Origin of the sequence: Desulfurella multipotens (assembly GCF_900101285.1) — a bacterium.
Lineage (GTDB): Bacteria > Campylobacterota_A > Desulfurellia > Desulfurellales > Desulfurellaceae > Desulfurella > Desulfurella acetivorans.
Window position 1 is genome coordinate 67,015 of the sequence record NZ_FMYU01000007.1, and the last position, 15,506, is coordinate 82,520.

Here is a 15,506-nt window from a genome sequence, read left to right on the forward strand (position 1 = left end):
AATCAGTTATTCCCTTTTTTAAAAGACTTTAAAAACTCAGAAATGTAGTAAATATTTTCCTGGTTTTTTAATTTAGGGTTTGAGTTAAGTGAGTTCATCATTGAGACATTCTTTAGGGCCCAATCGATGTTGCTTTCAGAGGCATTCTGAATATTTGGTCCAATTTTTCCTTGAGCATACTGTCCGTGACATTGCGCGCATAGCGATTCAAATAGTTCTTTACCCTTTTTGGCATCATCTGAAAGCTTAATACTGGTATTAGTATTTGAATAATGCTCATTGTTGTTGTAATAGTCGCCACTCATCATGCCTTCCATCATAGAAGGTCTATAGCCATAACCATTTATTGTAGCTGGTCCATAGTTTCTTTGAGCATAAAAATACACCGATGCCCCTAAAAAAGCCAGTATTGCTATACTTACAAAAATGACTAACCTGTTTTTCATTTAAAACCTTTTTTTAAGATAAATGTTTTTTCATTTCTTCGAACTCTTCTTTTGTTATCTCGCCTTTTGCGTATCTTTTCTTCAAAATTTCCAAAGCATCATCACTATCGTTTAGTCTATGATGTATCCCACAACCACCATATCCAAATATCCACCTTGCCCCAAAAAACAAAGCAGCTATAACTATAAACAAAAAAACAAACATCATAATCATACCTCCAATACCATACCATCCGTGATAAAAAGGCCCACCGCCAAACCACATCATAATTTACCTCCTAAATTTTAATGACAACACTTATGCTTTTTATTAACATTAGTGTTTGTTGTATCTTGATGATTCATATTTTGTAACCATCCTGTTTATTGGTTTCATTGCTCTATCTCCCTATCCCCCTGGAGTGGGGATACTTAGAATATACAATTAATTTTGATATTGTCGAGTGGTAAATACCTTAGGCAAAACGCACCTTACAAATGATAGAGGTGTATAAGCAATAAAGAGTGGTTCAATAATAATCACAACTAATAGACCATTTGAATTATTTAAAAATTGGAATTATATTATATTGCATGTATGGTTGAGTTTATTTTATTTATTTTTGTAATGTGTTTTATAAGTTTTTTAATTATTTCTGGAATTATTTATATAGGGTTTATGCTTTTTAAAGTTGCTAGAAAACTATGCTTGAGTTTAATTTTTCTAAGAGTGAGCATTTTGCGAAAATATATTGCTAAATTTTTTGATACTTTGAAAAATTCATACTTTCATAAGAAATTTTTTCACAACAGATAGTTTAAACTTTTTTATTTAATAAACAAACGATATAATATTTTCTAAAAGCTTGAAGATTAAAGGGTCTTTTATATTACAAAAAATATGTTAAACATGCTGTTAATTTTCTCAAATTTCAATTTTCTCTACATTATTTAAATATAAAAAAGTAATATCATTACTTATTTTATTAAGTAAAGTGTGGTTTTAAAACCACACTTTAGCTGTAGTGTCTTTTTGCACAAGTGACTCCAGCATTTTTAATGTAACTGACTTTGGACGCTCAATTGGATAGCCTAGAGCTCTATCCCATGTAATATTAGATAAAACACCCATAGAACGAGAAATATCAAATAAAACAGGATAAAATTCGTATTGATCTACACCATAGTGAGCCTGTATGGTACCTGTTATATTATCGCAGTTTGGCCAAGGATTTTTAGCTTTGCCATGTTTTGTTAATACATCAGGGGCTACCTCATAAAGCAAAGACACCAATTGGAATAATTTGTCGTCAGGTAGGTGTTTTTTGCCAAATTCTAGTTGTGCTACAAAACGAGGATCTGTTTTTCTTAATACTGCATGACCATATCCAGGAATTACTTGACCAGAGTTTAAAGTGTCCCAGCAAAATTGCTCTAATTCTTCTTTTGTAGGAATTTTATTTAGTTTTTTGAGAAGTTCTTGAAACCACTTCAAGGCTTCTTGTGTAGCTCCGCCATGCAAAGGACCAGACAAACCATTGATACCGGCAGCCAAAGAGTAATAAGCATCCGCCCAAGCAGATGCAACGAGGTGAGTTGTGTGGGCAGATACGTTTCCGCTTTCATGATCTGAAAGCAAAATAAAATATAATCGAGAAAAGTCATCATATGGCTTATCAATACCCATCATATGAGCAAAATTACCGCCAAAATCCAAATCAGGATTTTCTGGTATCTGATTATTGTTTTTATATTTCAATCTATAGATATATGCTGCAATCATTGGAATTTTTGGTAGCAAATTCAATACATCTTCAAGCATGTATTCCCACGCGTTTTGTTTTGTAATCTTGTTTTCTGCATATGCTTTTGCAAACACTGATTCTTGTTGCATAGTATCTACTGCTACAGCTAGCATAACATCAGGGCGAGCTTGAGTGGGCATTGAATCCAATACTTTATAAACATAATTTGGAACCTTTCTTTTTTCTTTAAATAAATCTATTATCTCTTGTACTTCCTGTTCAGTAGGAATATCGCCAGTCATTAAAAGGTAGAATTGAGCTTCATCATATGGCATTTCTGCCCCTTTTGGTTTTGGAAGTTTTTGAAGCACTTCATCTACTGTATAGCCTCTGTAGCGTATGCCTTCAAATGGATCTAAATATGAAATATCTGTAACCAAAACTTTTAAACCCCTCATCCCACCAATTACTTGAGCTATTGTTATATCCCCTACTTTTACATCGCCATGTTCTTTAAGCAACCTATTTACCCTTTCCCTTTCGGTTTCAATTTTTTCTTTTAGTTTTTCTTTAAGCTTCATATGACACCTCCTGGTATCATTTTTTTTCAAAGATAGCTTTGTCAAAATTTTCATACTCAGAATACTTTATGAGTTCATATAACTCCTGCCTTGTTTGCATTTGATCCAATATTCCTTTTTGTGTACCGTGTTTTTTAATGTATTCAAAAGTTTTCTTTATAGCATAATTTGCAGCTCTCAAGGCACTTACCGGATATATTACTATCTTGTAACCCAAGTCTCTAAATTCTTCCAATGTAATATAAGGAGTTTTGCCAAATTCGGTCATATTTGCTAAAAGTGGTGCTTTAACATTTAAAGCTACTTCTTTGAATTCTTCTTTTGTTTCTAAAGCTTCAGGAAAAATGATATCTGCACCTGCTTCTACATAGCTATTTGCCCTATCGATTGCGTTTTTTAAGCCCTCCACAGCTTTTGCATCGGTTCTTGCTACAATGAGTAAATCTTTTGCTACTTTTTTTGCTGCTTGAATCTTTTGTACCATTCTTTCTTTTTCAACAACTTTTTTACCCGATAAATGGCCACATTTTTTTGGAAGCTCTTGGTCTTCAATTTGTATAGCTGCTGCTTTTGCTTCTTGCATTGTTTTAGCCGTTTTTGCTACATTTAGCGTTTCACCAAAACCTACATCTGTGTCTACTATAATTGGTAGACCACTTGCCCTGTAGATATAAGTACTCATAGTTGCTACTTCGTTTAACTCAATTAAACTTAAATCAGGCATGCCTAAGCTTGCCGTTAGTGCTGCACCAGATAAATAACAACACTCAAAACCTACCTGACGAGCAATTAGAGCACTCATTGGGTTAAATACACCAACAACACCAAGGATATCTTTTTGTTCCAATAATTTCTTTAGCGTTAAAGATGGATTATCCATACGTTCTTCTACAAGCCAGCTCATTTTATACCCTCAATAATTGAGCTAATTTAGATATATCTTCGCATTTTTCAAGGTTCATCACTGCATCAATTACATTTTCCATCTCTGTATTTGTTAGGATACCTTCGGCATTATTTTTGAATTTTTCAATAACTTCTTCATCGCTCATTTTGTTTTTTGCGTGGCCTTTTGGATATTTTACTTCTTCAGTGTAGACTTTTTGATCTTTAGTTTTAAGTGTTACTCTGTTTGGTATTCCGTCTGGATAACCTGCCGTTAGCTCGTCTTTTTGGTCAAGCGTTGTTTTGGTAGAAAGAATTTTTTTAACAATTGGATCATTCAATTTTTCTTTACTGAATGAATGTTTTGTTATATTTCCATCTAATATGCCCACAACTGTTATGTATTGTATGCTATGGTCTGCCGTTTCTTTGGTCTTTGGTTCCCATTTTTCCTTGTCTTTTGCTATTATTTCGTATGCTGCTTTAAATGTATCGATATGTATTGATTCAATATCGTCTGGAGAACTTATATACTGATGGAGTTTTTTAACTATATCAACAACGCTTTGAGCGTGATACTCCACAGGATAAAACTTAATGTAAGTATCAAATATTCTTTTGGGCTCTTTTTGTTTTATGATAGGTTCAAGAGCGTTATCATCAAATGTTTCGTTTTCCAATACTTGCTTAAAAAAGCCCATCTCACCTTCAAATGGTTGATAAGGACCACTCATACCGTTCATAGCCAGAAAAGTACCAAAGATGGCATTTCTTACAGAATTGGCAGCAGCTGCACCTTTCCACATGGAAAGTTCACCGGCCCTTGTTTGGCGCGCAGATAAATTGGGTATTAAAGCTAAAGAAATTGCATGTTGTATGGTTTGTTCTTCAAGACCCAATAATTTACCAAGACCGCAAGCTTCCATAATAGTAACATAGTTTACATGATCCCACCCGTGTTTTCTTAAACTTGCCGCATCGCATAGATTAACACCAATTTCGTAAGCTACAACAATTGATTCTAAGAGTTTTTGACCACCAATTTTTTTCCATTCGCCCACAGCCCATAATCCTGGTATGCAATCGCTTGGATGGAGTGGTTCTTTTGATAGATAAGTATCATTAAAATCAAGATACCTCACCAAAACACCGTTTGCAAAGGCAGCAACCTCTGGTGTTGTTTTGAAAGGAAAACCAAAAAGATAAGAACCGTCTTGTGTTTCAAACATATAAGCATATTTTCTAACAGCTTTAGGTGCATCTTCGTGAAATGCAGCATACATGACACCAAATGAATCTAATATTCGCCTTTTGGCTTCATGAATTGATTCTTGCGGTATCATTTTGGTATTTACAACATAATCTGCAAAAATTTTAGTGTACTTATCCATTTTTACCTCCTATCGTTTATTTATTCTCTTATTGAAGATAAATACTAATTCATGAAGATCAAGTAAATAAGTAATATAGATATAGTAAATTATATTTAATAAACAAATAAAAAAAGCTTAAAATAAATGTATAAATTAATGGAAATATAAATTCAATAATTTTTAGCATTAAATTTAATAAATTTTTATATAAGTTTTGCTTATAAATATAAATTTAAAAATTTATTTTAAGTTTAACCTGTAGAGATTCAAACCGTTTTCGTAAAAAATTTTTCTTTTTTGGGAATCATCAAAATTGTTATTTATAAGATCAATATCCGAGTATGAAAATGGTCTTTGTGCTCTTGTAGATGGTAAATCGCTACCAAAAACACAGGCATTTGGATTTATACTAACAATTTGCTTTATAGCAAATACAGGGTCAAAATCTAACCTGCCAAAACCGCTGGCTTTTACATAGGCACCTTTTTCAACTAAATTTAATACATTTAAGAAACCATCCTTTGATAAACCCAGATGATCTACCACAAGACATGGGATACTTAGTAGCTTGTTTTTTATTGATTCTATATCTTTAGAGTCTATATAAATCTCGCTGTGCCAACTAGCTATTTCAAAAACGCGCTTTGATGCATACTCAATCGTGTCTATTGTTTCTTTTGTGCCTCTTTTTATATTGAATCTAATAGCTTTTACGCCTATTTTGTCTAATTCAATTATATCCGAATCGCTATAGTCTGGATTATAGTTTATTACTCCAACATAATTTTTACCAAAAAACGATAACGCAGATTTTAAATATTGTGTATCAAAGTCCTGGAATGAACCAGAAACTATTGCGCCCCCCAATAACTCATAATTTGACATAAACTCCAAATAATCTTTCGGTAAGAATTGAGGTGGTTTGTATCCTTGATTTTCAATTATTTTATAATTGTAATCAATTATATGAAATATAGCATCAAATATTTTTTGCATAAAATAAAAAGCCCCTCAATAATTTGAGGGGCCAAAGCATAAGTTTAAGTTTAATATTGATAAGAAGCCATACGCTTGTAATTTTCATAGCGTTCTTTAGCATCTTCTTGAGCTTTTTCGTATAGCTTTTCAGCTAAATCAGGAAATGTTCGCTGAAGTGCGGCATACCTGACCTCGCTTAACAAGAAATCTTTAAATTTAGATAGATCTGGTTCTTTTGAATCGAGAATAAATGGGTTTTTACCTTCTTTTTTTAGCAGCGGATTGTATCTATACAAATGCCAGTAACCTGCCTCAACAGCCTTTTTTTGTTGTTCTTGAACTTTTGCCATGCCAGCTTTTATACCGTGGGCTATACATGGTGCATATGCTATAATTAACGATGGGCCCGGGTAGCTTTCTGCTTCCTGTATAGCTTTGAGTGTTTGATTATAATCTGCTCCCATAGCAATCTGAGCTACATATACATAACCGTAAGTTGTTGCCATTAAGCCTAAATCTTTTTTCTTTGTGCGCTTACCTGCTGCAGCAAATTGAGCAATTGCAGCCTCAGGTGTTGCTTTAGATGATTGACCACCTGTATTTGAATAAACTTCTGTATCAACGACAAGTATATTGACATCTTCGCCGGAAGCAATTACATGGTCTATGCCACCATATCCAATATCATAAGCCCAACCGTCACCGCCAAATGCCCAGATGGATTTTTTAACCAGCATATCCTGACTTTTTTCAACTTTTGAAAGCAAGTCTTGCACATTTGAAGAATATTTATTTTTGTTTGCAATAATTGTACCTATCTCAAGAGCTGCTTGTTTTGTTATCTTTGGATCATTCATGTTTTCAATCCACTTTTTAAATGGCATTTTGGAAGTTTCATCCATGTCGGTTTCTAAAATCTTTTCAATTACTTGGCGTAAAGTTTCTCTTTGGTGTTTAACTGATAAAGCAATACCCAGGCAATACTCTGCGTTGTCTTCAAATAAAGAGTTACCCCATGCTGGGCCTTTGCCTTGAGAATTTTTGCAGTATGGCATAGAAGGAGCAGAAGCACCCCATATAGAAGAGCATCCTGTTGCTGTAGCAATAATCATCCTATCGCCAAAAAGTTGTGTTACTAATTTATCGTACGGTGTTTCACCACAACCTGCACAAGCACCAGAAAACTCTAAAAGTGGTCTTGAAAATTGACTGTTTTTAACGGTATCAGTTGGTATTTCTTTTTCTGAAACTTTCTCTATTGCAAAGTTCCAATTTTCTATATCTTTGGTTTGTGTCTCTATAGGTTTCATTACGAGAGCTTTTTTAGGTGTTGGACATACTTCGGCGCAACTACCACAGCCTGTACAATCAAGCACAGATACCTGTATTCTATATTCATACCCTTTTACTTCTTTGCCAATAGCTTTTTTTGTAACAAAATCAGCAGGTTTGATTTTTGCTTCTTCTTCGTTTAGCAAAAATGGTCTGATAGCAGCATGCGGGCAAACATACGAACATAAGTTACATTGGATACAATTTTCTGGGATCCATTCTGGCACGTCTATGGCTATACCACGTTTTTCATAAGCAGAAGTGCCAGATGGGAACTCGCCGTTTTCTCTGCCAACAAATGTGGATACAGGCAATTTGTCGCCTTCAAGTCTGTTCATTACATCAACCACATTTTTTATAAATTCTGGACGGTTTTCACCTTTCTTTTCTTCTTCAACTGGCACATGTTTCCAGCTTTCTGGTACATTTACTTTTACTATTGAATCAATACCTCTATCGACTGCCTGATAGTTCATATTTATGACTTTATCGCCTTGTTTGCCATATGAGTGAACAATTGCTTCTTTTAAGAGTTTTGTTGCAGTTTCTATAGGTATGATGTTTGCCAGTTTAAAAAACGCTGCCTGCATTATCATGTTTATGCGTGCTCCAAGACCTATTTCTTTTGCAATCTTGGTAGCATTTATTATGTAGAAGTTAATGTTGTTTTCTGCTAAATAGCGTTTCATTTTGTTTGGCAAGTGCTTGTCAAGTTCGGATTCATCCCAGATAGTGTTTAAAACAAATGTGCCGTTTTTCTTTAAGCCAGCAAGTACATCATACAAATACACGTATGATTGCTTGTGGCAGGCAATATAATCTGCTTGATCTATAAGATAAGTTGACTTAATTGGTTTTTTACCAAATCTTAAATGCGATACCGTTACACCACCACTTTTTTTAGAATCGTATGCAAAATATCCTTGTGCATACATATCTGTATTATCGCCAATAATTTTGATTGCATCTTTGTTTGCGCCAACTGTACCATCTGAGCCAAAACCCCAAAATTTGCAACACACTGTGTCTTTATCTGAAGTATTAATTTCTTCATCTATCGGTAATGATAGGTAAGTAACATCATCAACTATGCCTATTGTAAAATGATCTTTTGGTTTGTCTGATTTGAGGTTTTTGAATACAGCAAGTATTTGAGATGGAGTTGTATCTTTTGAGCTTAAACCATATCTACCACCGACAATTAGTGGAGCATTCTGTGTATCGTAAAATAAGGTTTTAACATCTTCGTATAAAGGCTCACCCAAAGCGCCCGGTTCTTTTGTTCTATCGAGGACGGCTATTTTCTTTACACTTTTTGGTAATGCTTCAAAGAAGTATTTGGGTGAAAACGGTCTATAGAGTCTTACTCTTATTAAACCAACCTTTTCGCCTTTAGAATTTAAATAATCAACTACTTCTTCAATGGTTTCTCCAACTGAACCCATTGCGACTATTATATTTTCTGCGTTTGGGTCACCGTAATAATTGAAAGGCTTATAGTTTCTGCCTGTTAGTTTGTTTATTTCATCCATATAAGAAGCAACTATATCTGGTACGGCTTCATAAAATCTGTTTGCAGATTCTCTTGCTTGGAAGAATATGTCCGGGTTTTGGGCTGTTCCAATGATTTTTGGTCTTTCTGGGTTTAGTGAATTTTTTCTAAAGCGTTCAATTGCCTCCCAATCTACAAGTTTTGCTAAATCTTCGTAATCTAAAACTTCTATTTTTTGTATTTCGTGTGATGTTCTAAATCCATCAAAAAAATGCAAGAAAGGCACTCTGGCTTTAATTGCACTTAGATGCGCAACAGCTGCCAAATCCATAGCTTCCTGAACGCTTCCAGAAGATAAAAGACTAAAACCCGTTTGTCTTACAGCCATAACATCTGAATGGTCTCCAAATATAGAAAGCGCATGAGTTGCTACTGTTCTTGCTGCTACATGAAATACGCCTGGTAACAACTCTCCCGCAATTTTATACATATTTGGAATCATCAAAAGTAAACCCTGAGATGCAGTAAACGTAGTTGTTAGAGCACCTCCTACAAGGCTTCCATGAACAGCACCAGCTGCGCCAGCCTCTGATTGCATTTCTACAACTTTTACCGTTTGTCCAAAAATATTTTTCCTACCTTCTGCAGCCCATGCATCCACTGCTTCTGCCATGTTTGATGACGGTGTAATAGGGTAAATTGTAGCTACTTCTGTAAAAGCGTAAGCCACATGTGCAGCAGCGGTATTACCATCCATGCTTTTCATTGTCTTTGGCATCCCAACCTCCTAAATAAATATACAAATTCAAATGAAAAAAACCACCTTAATTTAGAATTATACTAATAGATTTAATTTTTTTTGTCAAATAGATTTTTTGCATTTTGTTAATTGTATATAAACTTTATTAAATTAATATAATAATCCTCTATAAATTTGTATTTGCATTGACAAAATTGGTTTTTAGGCAATATTAACAATTATGAATACTGTATTAAAAAGTATTATTAGCTTTGCTAAAAATGATGGTTTTTTAATTGCATCTTCTTTATCGTTTTACTTTATATTAGCACTTGTGCCTTTTTTGCTCTTTTTAAGTTCAATATTAATTTTTCTTGTGTCAAGCTCGACACATTATTATAATTTTATAATTCAAAAAATAACACTTATTTTTCCTGTAATGCTAAAAGGTACGATTTTAAGCATTATAAAGCCACTTATACATAAAAAAATTAGTTATTTTAGCTTGATTTTATATGCAATCACTTCACTGTCTTATTTTTATATGCTTGATGTTCATATAAATAAAATTTTTAATTTTAATAAAAAAAGATCCATTTTGGATTTGTTTTTTGTTTATATTATGTTAATTGGTATAGCTATGGTTTTAATAGTTGCTTATTTAGGTGGATTGTTTTTACCTTTTGAATTTGTCGATGTAATGTTTAGAAACGTAATTAAACATTTTTTGTTGGTTGATTTTATTGGAATTTATATAGTGCCTTTTTTATCTTTGTTTATCATAGCTTTTTTGTTGTATAAATTTTTACCACGAAATAAAGTAAGTGTTAAAAATGCAATGAAAGGGGCTTTCTTTTTTGCTTTAGTGCTGGAAATCTTAAAAAGATTATTTATTATATACGTAAAAAATATTGGCAAACTTAATTTTATATATGGAGCTTTTTGGGGTTATATTGCTTTTTTGGTGTGGGTTTACTTACTTTTCTGTGTTTTTTTGATAGGGGCTCATATAGTACACAATTTAGAGCAAACAAGTTAGATACTATTGTATTGAAAATTGCTCAATGAATTTTAAAAGAGCAAATTGTTTTGCAACGCGACCGCTATAAATACCATATCCTAAAGCAAAGTTTTGTGCTTCTTGTTTAATGTTAAAATTAATTTTAACATTAAATTCATTAAGGTAAAAATTAACTACTTCTAAGAATTCTGAGAGTTCAAGAGGATAAAAGCCAATTGATAGTCCAAAACGTGAAAATAAAGATAATTTTTCATTTTCTTCTTCTTTTTCAAATATATTACTATCAAGCGTAAGAACTTTCTGTTTTATAAGGCGTTTTTTATTTGATGTAATCAAAAAAATGCAATTCTTTGGTTTTTCTTCGAGCGAGCCTTCAATAATAGACTTAAACTTTCTAAATTCTTTATTGTTATCTTCAAAAGCCAGATCATCAAAGTAAATAAAAAATTTGTACTCACTCTTTTTTATAAAATCAAATAACTCGTATATTGAGTATATATCTTCTTCTAAATATTCTATACATCTTAGACCTTTTGAGCTAAATTTATCAATAAGATACTTTACAAGTGATGATTTTCCAAGCCCATTTTCACCATAAAAAAACATATTTAAGGCTTCATAACCACTTACAAGAGCAAGCGTGTTTTTACTTGCCATTTCTATTTGCTTATCTAGAAAAAGTAGCTTTTTAGGTGCGCTAAAACCATTAATTTCTTTAAGACAACCGTTGTACCATCTGGCAATTAAATGATTTTCAAACATAAATGTATTATATTAAAAACATTGATTTTTTCAAAAAAAAGAGTTAGGCATCAATGCCCAACTCTTTTTAGTTTGTTGAAGTTTACTTTTTTTCTGTTTTTTCAGCTTTTTTTGGAGCTTCTTTTTTAACCGGAGCTTTTTTGGCTGCAGCTTTCTTTTCAACTGCTTTTTTCTCTGCAGCTTTCTTTTCAACTGCTTTTTTCTCAACCTTTGTTTCGTTTTTTACCGGAGCCGGCTTTGCATTTTCTGCAGCCAAAACTGGGCTTACCATTAAACCTACAACTACACATGAAGCTAATAACTTCTTTAACATTCAAACACCTCCAAGTAATTCTTAGAGAATGACTTTATGCTTTTTTGGTAAAATTAAAGTAAAATTATTTAAAGATTGATTTTTTTAATAAATCTATATATTTTTAAAAGAAAGGAGGCAAATAATGAAAGTAATATTTTTTGAAAGTGCAAAAAATTATGAACCTCAAAAGGATTGGAAGCGTGTAAGTCTTTGTGACCAAAAATCTATTTCAATAGAGTATTTTATAAAACCGCCTTTTCATGCTTCACCAGAACATGCGCATGAAAATGCCCAGGTATTGGTTGTATTGAAAGGCAAAATGTCTGTAAAAAACAAAGATAGAGAGGTTATACTATCACAAAACGATTGCGTTTTTATTGAGCCAAACGAACCTCATGTTGTAAAAAATCTACTTAATGAGGCTTCGGTTGGCCTTGATATTTTTGTTCCTGGAAGAGATTTTAGCTTCTGGTTAAATAAATTGTAGTTATCTTACAGGTGTCATGACATATATGTAATTTATTTTACTTTCGCTTATTGCTTTTAATTCAAGAGGTTTAATTGCTTCTTTATAATAAAAATAAATTGAACTAGATTGTACATTATTTAAAAAATCCAGAGTATAGCGGCCATTGATATTTAGGGTAATTTGTGTATGTGTTTTTTCTTGACAAGTCAAGAAATCAATAATATCTGTTGCAACTTCGCCTTCTTTGTTTGTTACTGTTAGCTCAACAGTATTCTCTTTAATGTTAAATTCAACAACTCCAAGATCATCACTTGATAGTGCCAGTACTTTTTGAAGTGAACTTTTTAGAGATTCTCTGTCAAATATTATACATGATACATTTTGGGCGTCTTCCAATACAACGGCTTGGTACTGTGGAAATTGACCATTTATTGTTTTGGAGATTATTGTTGCGTTTGAGCTTTGAAAAGCTATCTTTGTTATATTTTCAGGATTGCCTTTATATAGCATATTTATCTTATCATTGGCCTTTAAGACACGACTAAGCTGTAGTATGCCTTCTTTTTCAATTATACAGTAAAAGTTTTTATCAATATCTATTTTTTTGTTTATCCAAAATAGTCTTGATCGGTTTGTTGCTACAAAGTTTGTTTTATTTTGATCAATTTCTATTAATATTCCTGTGAATTCTCTTGTTTGTTCGTCTTCTTTGCTGCTTGCAATATGGGCTTTTAGTAGTTCTAATATTTCATTTGAATCAAAAGTACCAATAGTGTTGTAATCGGCAGTTGATTCCAAAGGATAGTCATTGTTTTTGAAAATTTTTGCTGTTGTTTTATAGGAGCCGTTTTTTATTGTTAGCAAACTGTCTTGCAACTCAAAGTAAATTTCTCCATTCAATGCTTTTAGTCTTTCAAACAAGTCTGGTTTAGCTAAAAATTCGCAATTACCTGTATTTTCAACAGGATAAGCTACATTTATCTGAACGGTATCGTTTGAAGAAGTTAGCGATAGTATTTTGTCTTTTATACTAACATAGTAATTACTCAATATTGAATTTTTGTCTTTTGACAAAGCTCCAGAAACACTTGGAATTATTTTTTTTATTATACTTGCATCAATAATAAACTGCATAAAACCCCCTTCTTCAAATCCTTATAAGTATTATATAAAAAAAAATATAAAAATCCATTTTTAAAAGAAAGGCGCAAGATAGCTTTTTTAAGCTATCTTGCCAGGTTAGCTTAACTTAATAAGGATTGGGTCCTTTTACAAAAGGAATGTCCTTATCCATAGAAGCTTTAACTAAAGATCCATTATAATCCCATGCAAGTTTATTGTCTAAAATAGCATTGGCAATAAACCATAAACCGCTTCCCCAATAACCAATGTGGCAATATGAGATCATAGGCTTATTTGGATCAATGCCAGCTTTTTGAAGTATTTGTTCAATTTGAGCTTTTGGTTTAATCACATAATAATTGTCAACTTTTTCCATGTATTCGCCAACAAATACATTCCTTGCACCTTTAATATGACCGAGTTTTGAAACACCAAACTTTTCATCATTAACCTGCCCTGTATATTCTGGATCCATTCTAGAATCAACAAACTGAATTTCGTTTTCGTGTTTAACTGCCCACCTTATAAAATCTTCATTTGCAAAAACAAATGGGTTATTTCTTACAATAACAAAATGGCTGGTTTTTAAAGCATAGTCACCTTTTTGGACAGGTAATTTTTCGTCTACCCATTTGTCAAAACCACCGTTTAGGTAATAAACATTTTTAACACCAGCATAGTAAAGACGGCCATTATGCGTGTTGCCCTGGTTAGAGCAAAAGCAGGATTACCACCTTTGACACCAAAAGCTGTAGATGAACCTGTGTATACTACACAGTCTGAATCATTTCTGATGCCTTTTTGAGATAATACTTTTTGTAATTGTGGATTTGAATCAACTACAGCAAAAGGATTTGGTCCAAAACCAGTAAATAAACTGCCAGTTGGGCTTATATTGATAGCTTTTGGTATATGCGATGCAATGTATGAACTATGGTCCCTTGCGTCAATAATTACCAGATTTTGATCTGTTTTCATCATGGAAGCTAGTTCATGAGGAGTAAGTATACCAAATTTTTGCAAAAGCATTACTAAAGCTACCAATAAACCAAAATAACGTAAAACAAACAAGCCAGGACTTTTTCATAAATAACCTCCTTCAAATATTTTTCTTATGATAAATCTTAATAAAGTTAAAGTCAATATATCATATATATTAATTGTTTTAATATATTGCATTATTCTTTAAATTTTATTACTTACATAATTAATTAATAGTATAAATTTTTAAGAAAAAATTTGACAAAGAATTATGTATTGTGTAACTTTACAAGTTAAGTTATATAGTGTATTAGATGGGAGGGATAATGATTTTGGATGAATTTTTAGCAAAGTCTAAACTAAAACCAAAAAAGTGGTTTACCCAGAAGGTGAGGATGAAAGGTTAATTCAGGCTGCATCTTATTGTGTAAGAGAGGGTATTGCGTATCCTATCTTAATTGGTAGTAAAAGCATAATAGAAAAAAAGCAATTGGTTTGAGTATAGATCTTGGTGGTATTCAAATAATACAGACATCTGATTTTGATTATAGTGATGATCTTTTTAATATTATAAATTTTAGCAAAAAAAGAATAGATAAAAAAGAAGCCCAAAATTTATCGAAAAATCCACTTTATATTGGAGCGTTACTAGTTAGAAAAAATTTAGCTGATATATGTATTGGTGGTGCAATAAACGATACTGCAGATGTTATAAAAGTTGGTTTGTACGTAATTGGTTTAAAAGAAAATATTAAATTGCTTTCAAGTTTTTTTTAATGGAGTTGCCTACTAATGAATTTGGTGAAAATGGTGTGCTTTTTTTGCTGATTGTGGAGTGAACCCAGATCCAAATGCTAGTGAATTAGCAGATATTGCTATAGCTACAGCGGATAATTTTAGCATGTTAATGAATGCCCAACCAAAAGTAGCTATGCTGTCTTTTTCTACTAAGGCAAGTGTTAAACATAAAATCCTTGATAAAGTAATTGAAGCAACAAATATTGTTAAACAAAAACGACCTGATATATTGGTGGATGGAGAGCTTCAAGCCGATGCTGCGTTGGTCGAGTCTGTAGCTTTAAGAAAAGCGCCAGATAGTCCCATAAAAGGTCATGCTAATGTACTTATTTTCCCTGATTTGAATGCGGGAAACATTGCTTATAAGCTTGTTGAGCGTCTTGCAAAAGCACAAGCTATTGGACCTATTATGCAGGGATTAAAGAAACCTATGCATGATTTGTCTCGCGGATGTAAATATATGGACATAGTTTATTTAACAGCCATTTCTTCGTTTCAAGTATAAGAT

The 15,506-nt window shown here is 32.6% G+C and carries 14 protein-coding genes and 2 pseudogenes; 4 read left to right on the forward strand and 12 right to left on the reverse strand.

Annotation, left to right across the window (positions count from 1 at the left end; all coding sequences use genetic code 11):
• Window positions 1–2: 2 nt before the first annotated feature.
• From BLQ93_RS05640 to nifJ, 7 genes are all read right to left on the reverse strand, one after another.
• Window positions 3–446 (reverse strand): c-type cytochrome, encoded by a 444-nt coding sequence (locus BLQ93_RS05640; RefSeq protein WP_092128801.1) that lies wholly within the window; start codon window positions 444–446, stop codon window positions 3–5.
• Between the two features lie 13 nt (window positions 447–459).
• Window positions 460–714 carry an SHOCT domain-containing protein gene (locus BLQ93_RS05645; RefSeq protein WP_092128803.1) on the reverse strand — a complete coding sequence of 85 codons (255 nt, stop codon included), beginning with the start codon at window positions 712–714 and terminating at the stop codon, window positions 460–462.
• Between the two features lie 714 nt (window positions 715–1,428).
• The gene (locus tag BLQ93_RS05650; protein WP_092128805.1) at window positions 1,429–2,751 is read right to left on the reverse strand and encodes a citrate (Si)-synthase; all 1,323 of its coding nucleotides are present in this window, start codon (window positions 2,749–2,751) and stop codon (window positions 1,429–1,431) included.
• 16 nt (window positions 2,752–2,767) lie between these two features.
• Window positions 2,768–3,655 carry a methylisocitrate lyase gene (prpB, locus tag BLQ93_RS05655; RefSeq protein WP_092128807.1) on the reverse strand — a complete coding sequence of 296 codons (888 nt, stop codon included), beginning with the start codon at window positions 3,653–3,655 and terminating at the stop codon, window positions 2,768–2,770.
• A gap of 1 nt (window position 3,656) precedes the next feature.
• Window positions 3,657–5,027 carry an MmgE/PrpD family protein gene (locus BLQ93_RS05660; protein ID WP_092128809.1) on the reverse strand — a complete coding sequence of 457 codons (1,371 nt, stop codon included), beginning with the start codon at window positions 5,025–5,027 and terminating at the stop codon, window positions 3,657–3,659.
• A 222-nt stretch (window positions 5,028–5,249) separates the two neighbouring features.
• The gene (locus BLQ93_RS05665) at window positions 5,250–6,005 is read right to left on the reverse strand and encodes an amidohydrolase family protein (RefSeq protein WP_092128811.1); all 756 of its coding nucleotides are present in this window, start codon (window positions 6,003–6,005) and stop codon (window positions 5,250–5,252) included.
• Window positions 6,006–6,055: 50 nt separating this feature from the next.
• Window positions 6,056–9,589 carry a pyruvate:ferredoxin (flavodoxin) oxidoreductase gene (gene nifJ / locus BLQ93_RS05670; RefSeq protein WP_092128813.1) on the reverse strand — a complete coding sequence of 1,178 codons (3,534 nt, stop codon included), beginning with the start codon at window positions 9,587–9,589 and terminating at the stop codon, window positions 6,056–6,058.
• 202 nt (window positions 9,590–9,791) lie between these two features.
• Here nifJ and BLQ93_RS05675 point away from each other — a divergent pair, with 202 nt between their 5' ends.
• Window positions 9,792–10,589, forward strand: coding sequence for a YihY/virulence factor BrkB family protein (locus BLQ93_RS05675; RefSeq protein ID WP_092128815.1), 798 nt, complete (start codon window positions 9,792–9,794; stop codon window positions 10,587–10,589).
• A gap of 3 nt (window positions 10,590–10,592) precedes the next feature.
• Here BLQ93_RS05675 and BLQ93_RS05680 read toward each other — a convergent pair whose 3' ends face one another.
• Complete coding sequence (locus BLQ93_RS05680; RefSeq protein WP_092128816.1) at window positions 10,593–11,333, reverse strand: DUF815 domain-containing protein; 741 nt, start codon at window positions 11,331–11,333, stop codon at window positions 10,593–10,595.
• A gap of 82 nt (window positions 11,334–11,415) precedes the next feature.
• Window positions 11,416–11,646: a hypothetical protein gene (locus tag BLQ93_RS09540; RefSeq protein ID WP_216818746.1), complete on the reverse strand. Its 231-nt coding sequence runs from the start codon at window positions 11,644–11,646 to the stop codon at window positions 11,416–11,418.
• 124 nt (window positions 11,647–11,770) lie between these two features.
• Here BLQ93_RS09540 and BLQ93_RS05690 point away from each other — a divergent pair, with 124 nt between their 5' ends.
• Window positions 11,771–12,115 carry a cupin domain-containing protein gene (locus BLQ93_RS05690; protein ID WP_092128818.1) on the forward strand — a complete coding sequence of 115 codons (345 nt, stop codon included), beginning with the start codon at window positions 11,771–11,773 and terminating at the stop codon, window positions 12,113–12,115.
• Here BLQ93_RS05690 and BLQ93_RS05695 read toward each other — a convergent pair whose 3' ends face one another.
• From BLQ93_RS05695 to BLQ93_RS05705, 3 genes are all read right to left on the reverse strand, one after another.
• On the reverse strand, window positions 12,116–13,231 hold the full coding sequence (locus BLQ93_RS05695) for a DNA polymerase III subunit beta (RefSeq protein WP_092128820.1): 1,116 nt from the start codon (window positions 13,229–13,231) through the stop codon (window positions 12,116–12,118).
• Window positions 13,232–13,346: 115 nt separating this feature from the next.
• Window positions 13,347–13,694: a sulfurtransferase gene (locus BLQ93_RS05700; protein WP_092128822.1), complete on the reverse strand. Its 348-nt coding sequence runs from the start codon at window positions 13,692–13,694 to the stop codon at window positions 13,347–13,349.
• A gap of 173 nt (window positions 13,695–13,867) precedes the next feature.
• Entirely contained in the window at window positions 13,868–14,290 is a 423-nt protein-coding gene (locus tag BLQ93_RS05705) for a rhodanese-like domain-containing protein (RefSeq protein ID WP_092128824.1), read from the reverse strand.
• Between the two features lie 283 nt (window positions 14,291–14,573).
• Between BLQ93_RS05705 and BLQ93_RS09770 the strand changes: the two are divergent.
• Together BLQ93_RS09770 and BLQ93_RS09775 are read left to right on the forward strand one after the other, a co-directional pair.
• Window positions 14,574–14,977 (forward strand): annotated as a pseudogene (locus tag BLQ93_RS09770) (phosphate acyltransferase).
• Window positions 14,978–15,026: 49 nt separating this feature from the next.
• Window positions 15,027–15,503, forward strand: a pseudogene (locus BLQ93_RS09775) (phosphate acyltransferase); the annotation flags it as partial.
• Window positions 15,504–15,506: the final 3 nt, after the last annotated feature.

Coding starts and splice junctions, on each gene's coding strand:
- BLQ93_RS05690 (WP_092128818.1), top strand. CDS start 11,771: ATGAAAGTAATATTTTTTGAAAGTGCAAAAAATTATGAACCTCAAAAG.
- nifJ (WP_092128813.1), bottom strand. CDS start 9,589: ATGCCAAAGACAATGAAAAGCATGGATGGTAATACCGCTGCTGCACAT.
- BLQ93_RS05675 (WP_092128815.1), top strand. CDS start 9,792: ATGAATACTGTATTAAAAAGTATTATTAGCTTTGCTAAAAATGATGGT.
- BLQ93_RS05660 (WP_092128809.1), bottom strand. CDS start 5,027: ATGGATAAGTACACTAAAATTTTTGCAGATTATGTTGTAAATACCAAA.
- BLQ93_RS05640 (WP_092128801.1), bottom strand. CDS start 446: ATGAAAAACAGGTTAGTCATTTTTGTAAGTATAGCAATACTGGCTTTT.
- prpB (WP_092128807.1), bottom strand. CDS start 3,655: ATGAGCTGGCTTGTAGAAGAACGTATGGATAATCCATCTTTAACGCTA.
- BLQ93_RS05665 (WP_092128811.1), bottom strand. CDS start 6,005: ATGCAAAAAATATTTGATGCTATATTTCATATAATTGATTACAATTAT.
- BLQ93_RS09540 (WP_216818746.1), bottom strand. CDS start 11,646: ATGTTAAAGAAGTTATTAGCTTCATGTGTAGTTGTAGGTTTAATGGTA.
- BLQ93_RS05650 (WP_092128805.1), bottom strand. CDS start 2,751: ATGAAGCTTAAAGAAAAACTAAAAGAAAAAATTGAAACCGAAAGGGAA.
- BLQ93_RS05700 (WP_092128822.1), bottom strand. CDS start 13,694: ATGGATCCAGAATATACAGGGCAGGTTAATGATGAAAAGTTTGGTGTT.
- BLQ93_RS05645 (WP_092128803.1), bottom strand. CDS start 714: ATGATGTGGTTTGGCGGTGGGCCTTTTTATCACGGATGGTATGGTATT.
- BLQ93_RS05695 (WP_092128820.1), bottom strand. CDS start 13,231: ATGCAGTTTATTATTGATGCAAGTATAATAAAAAAAATAATTCCAAGT.
- BLQ93_RS05680 (WP_092128816.1), bottom strand. CDS start 11,333: ATGTTTGAAAATCATTTAATTGCCAGATGGTACAACGGTTGTCTTAAA.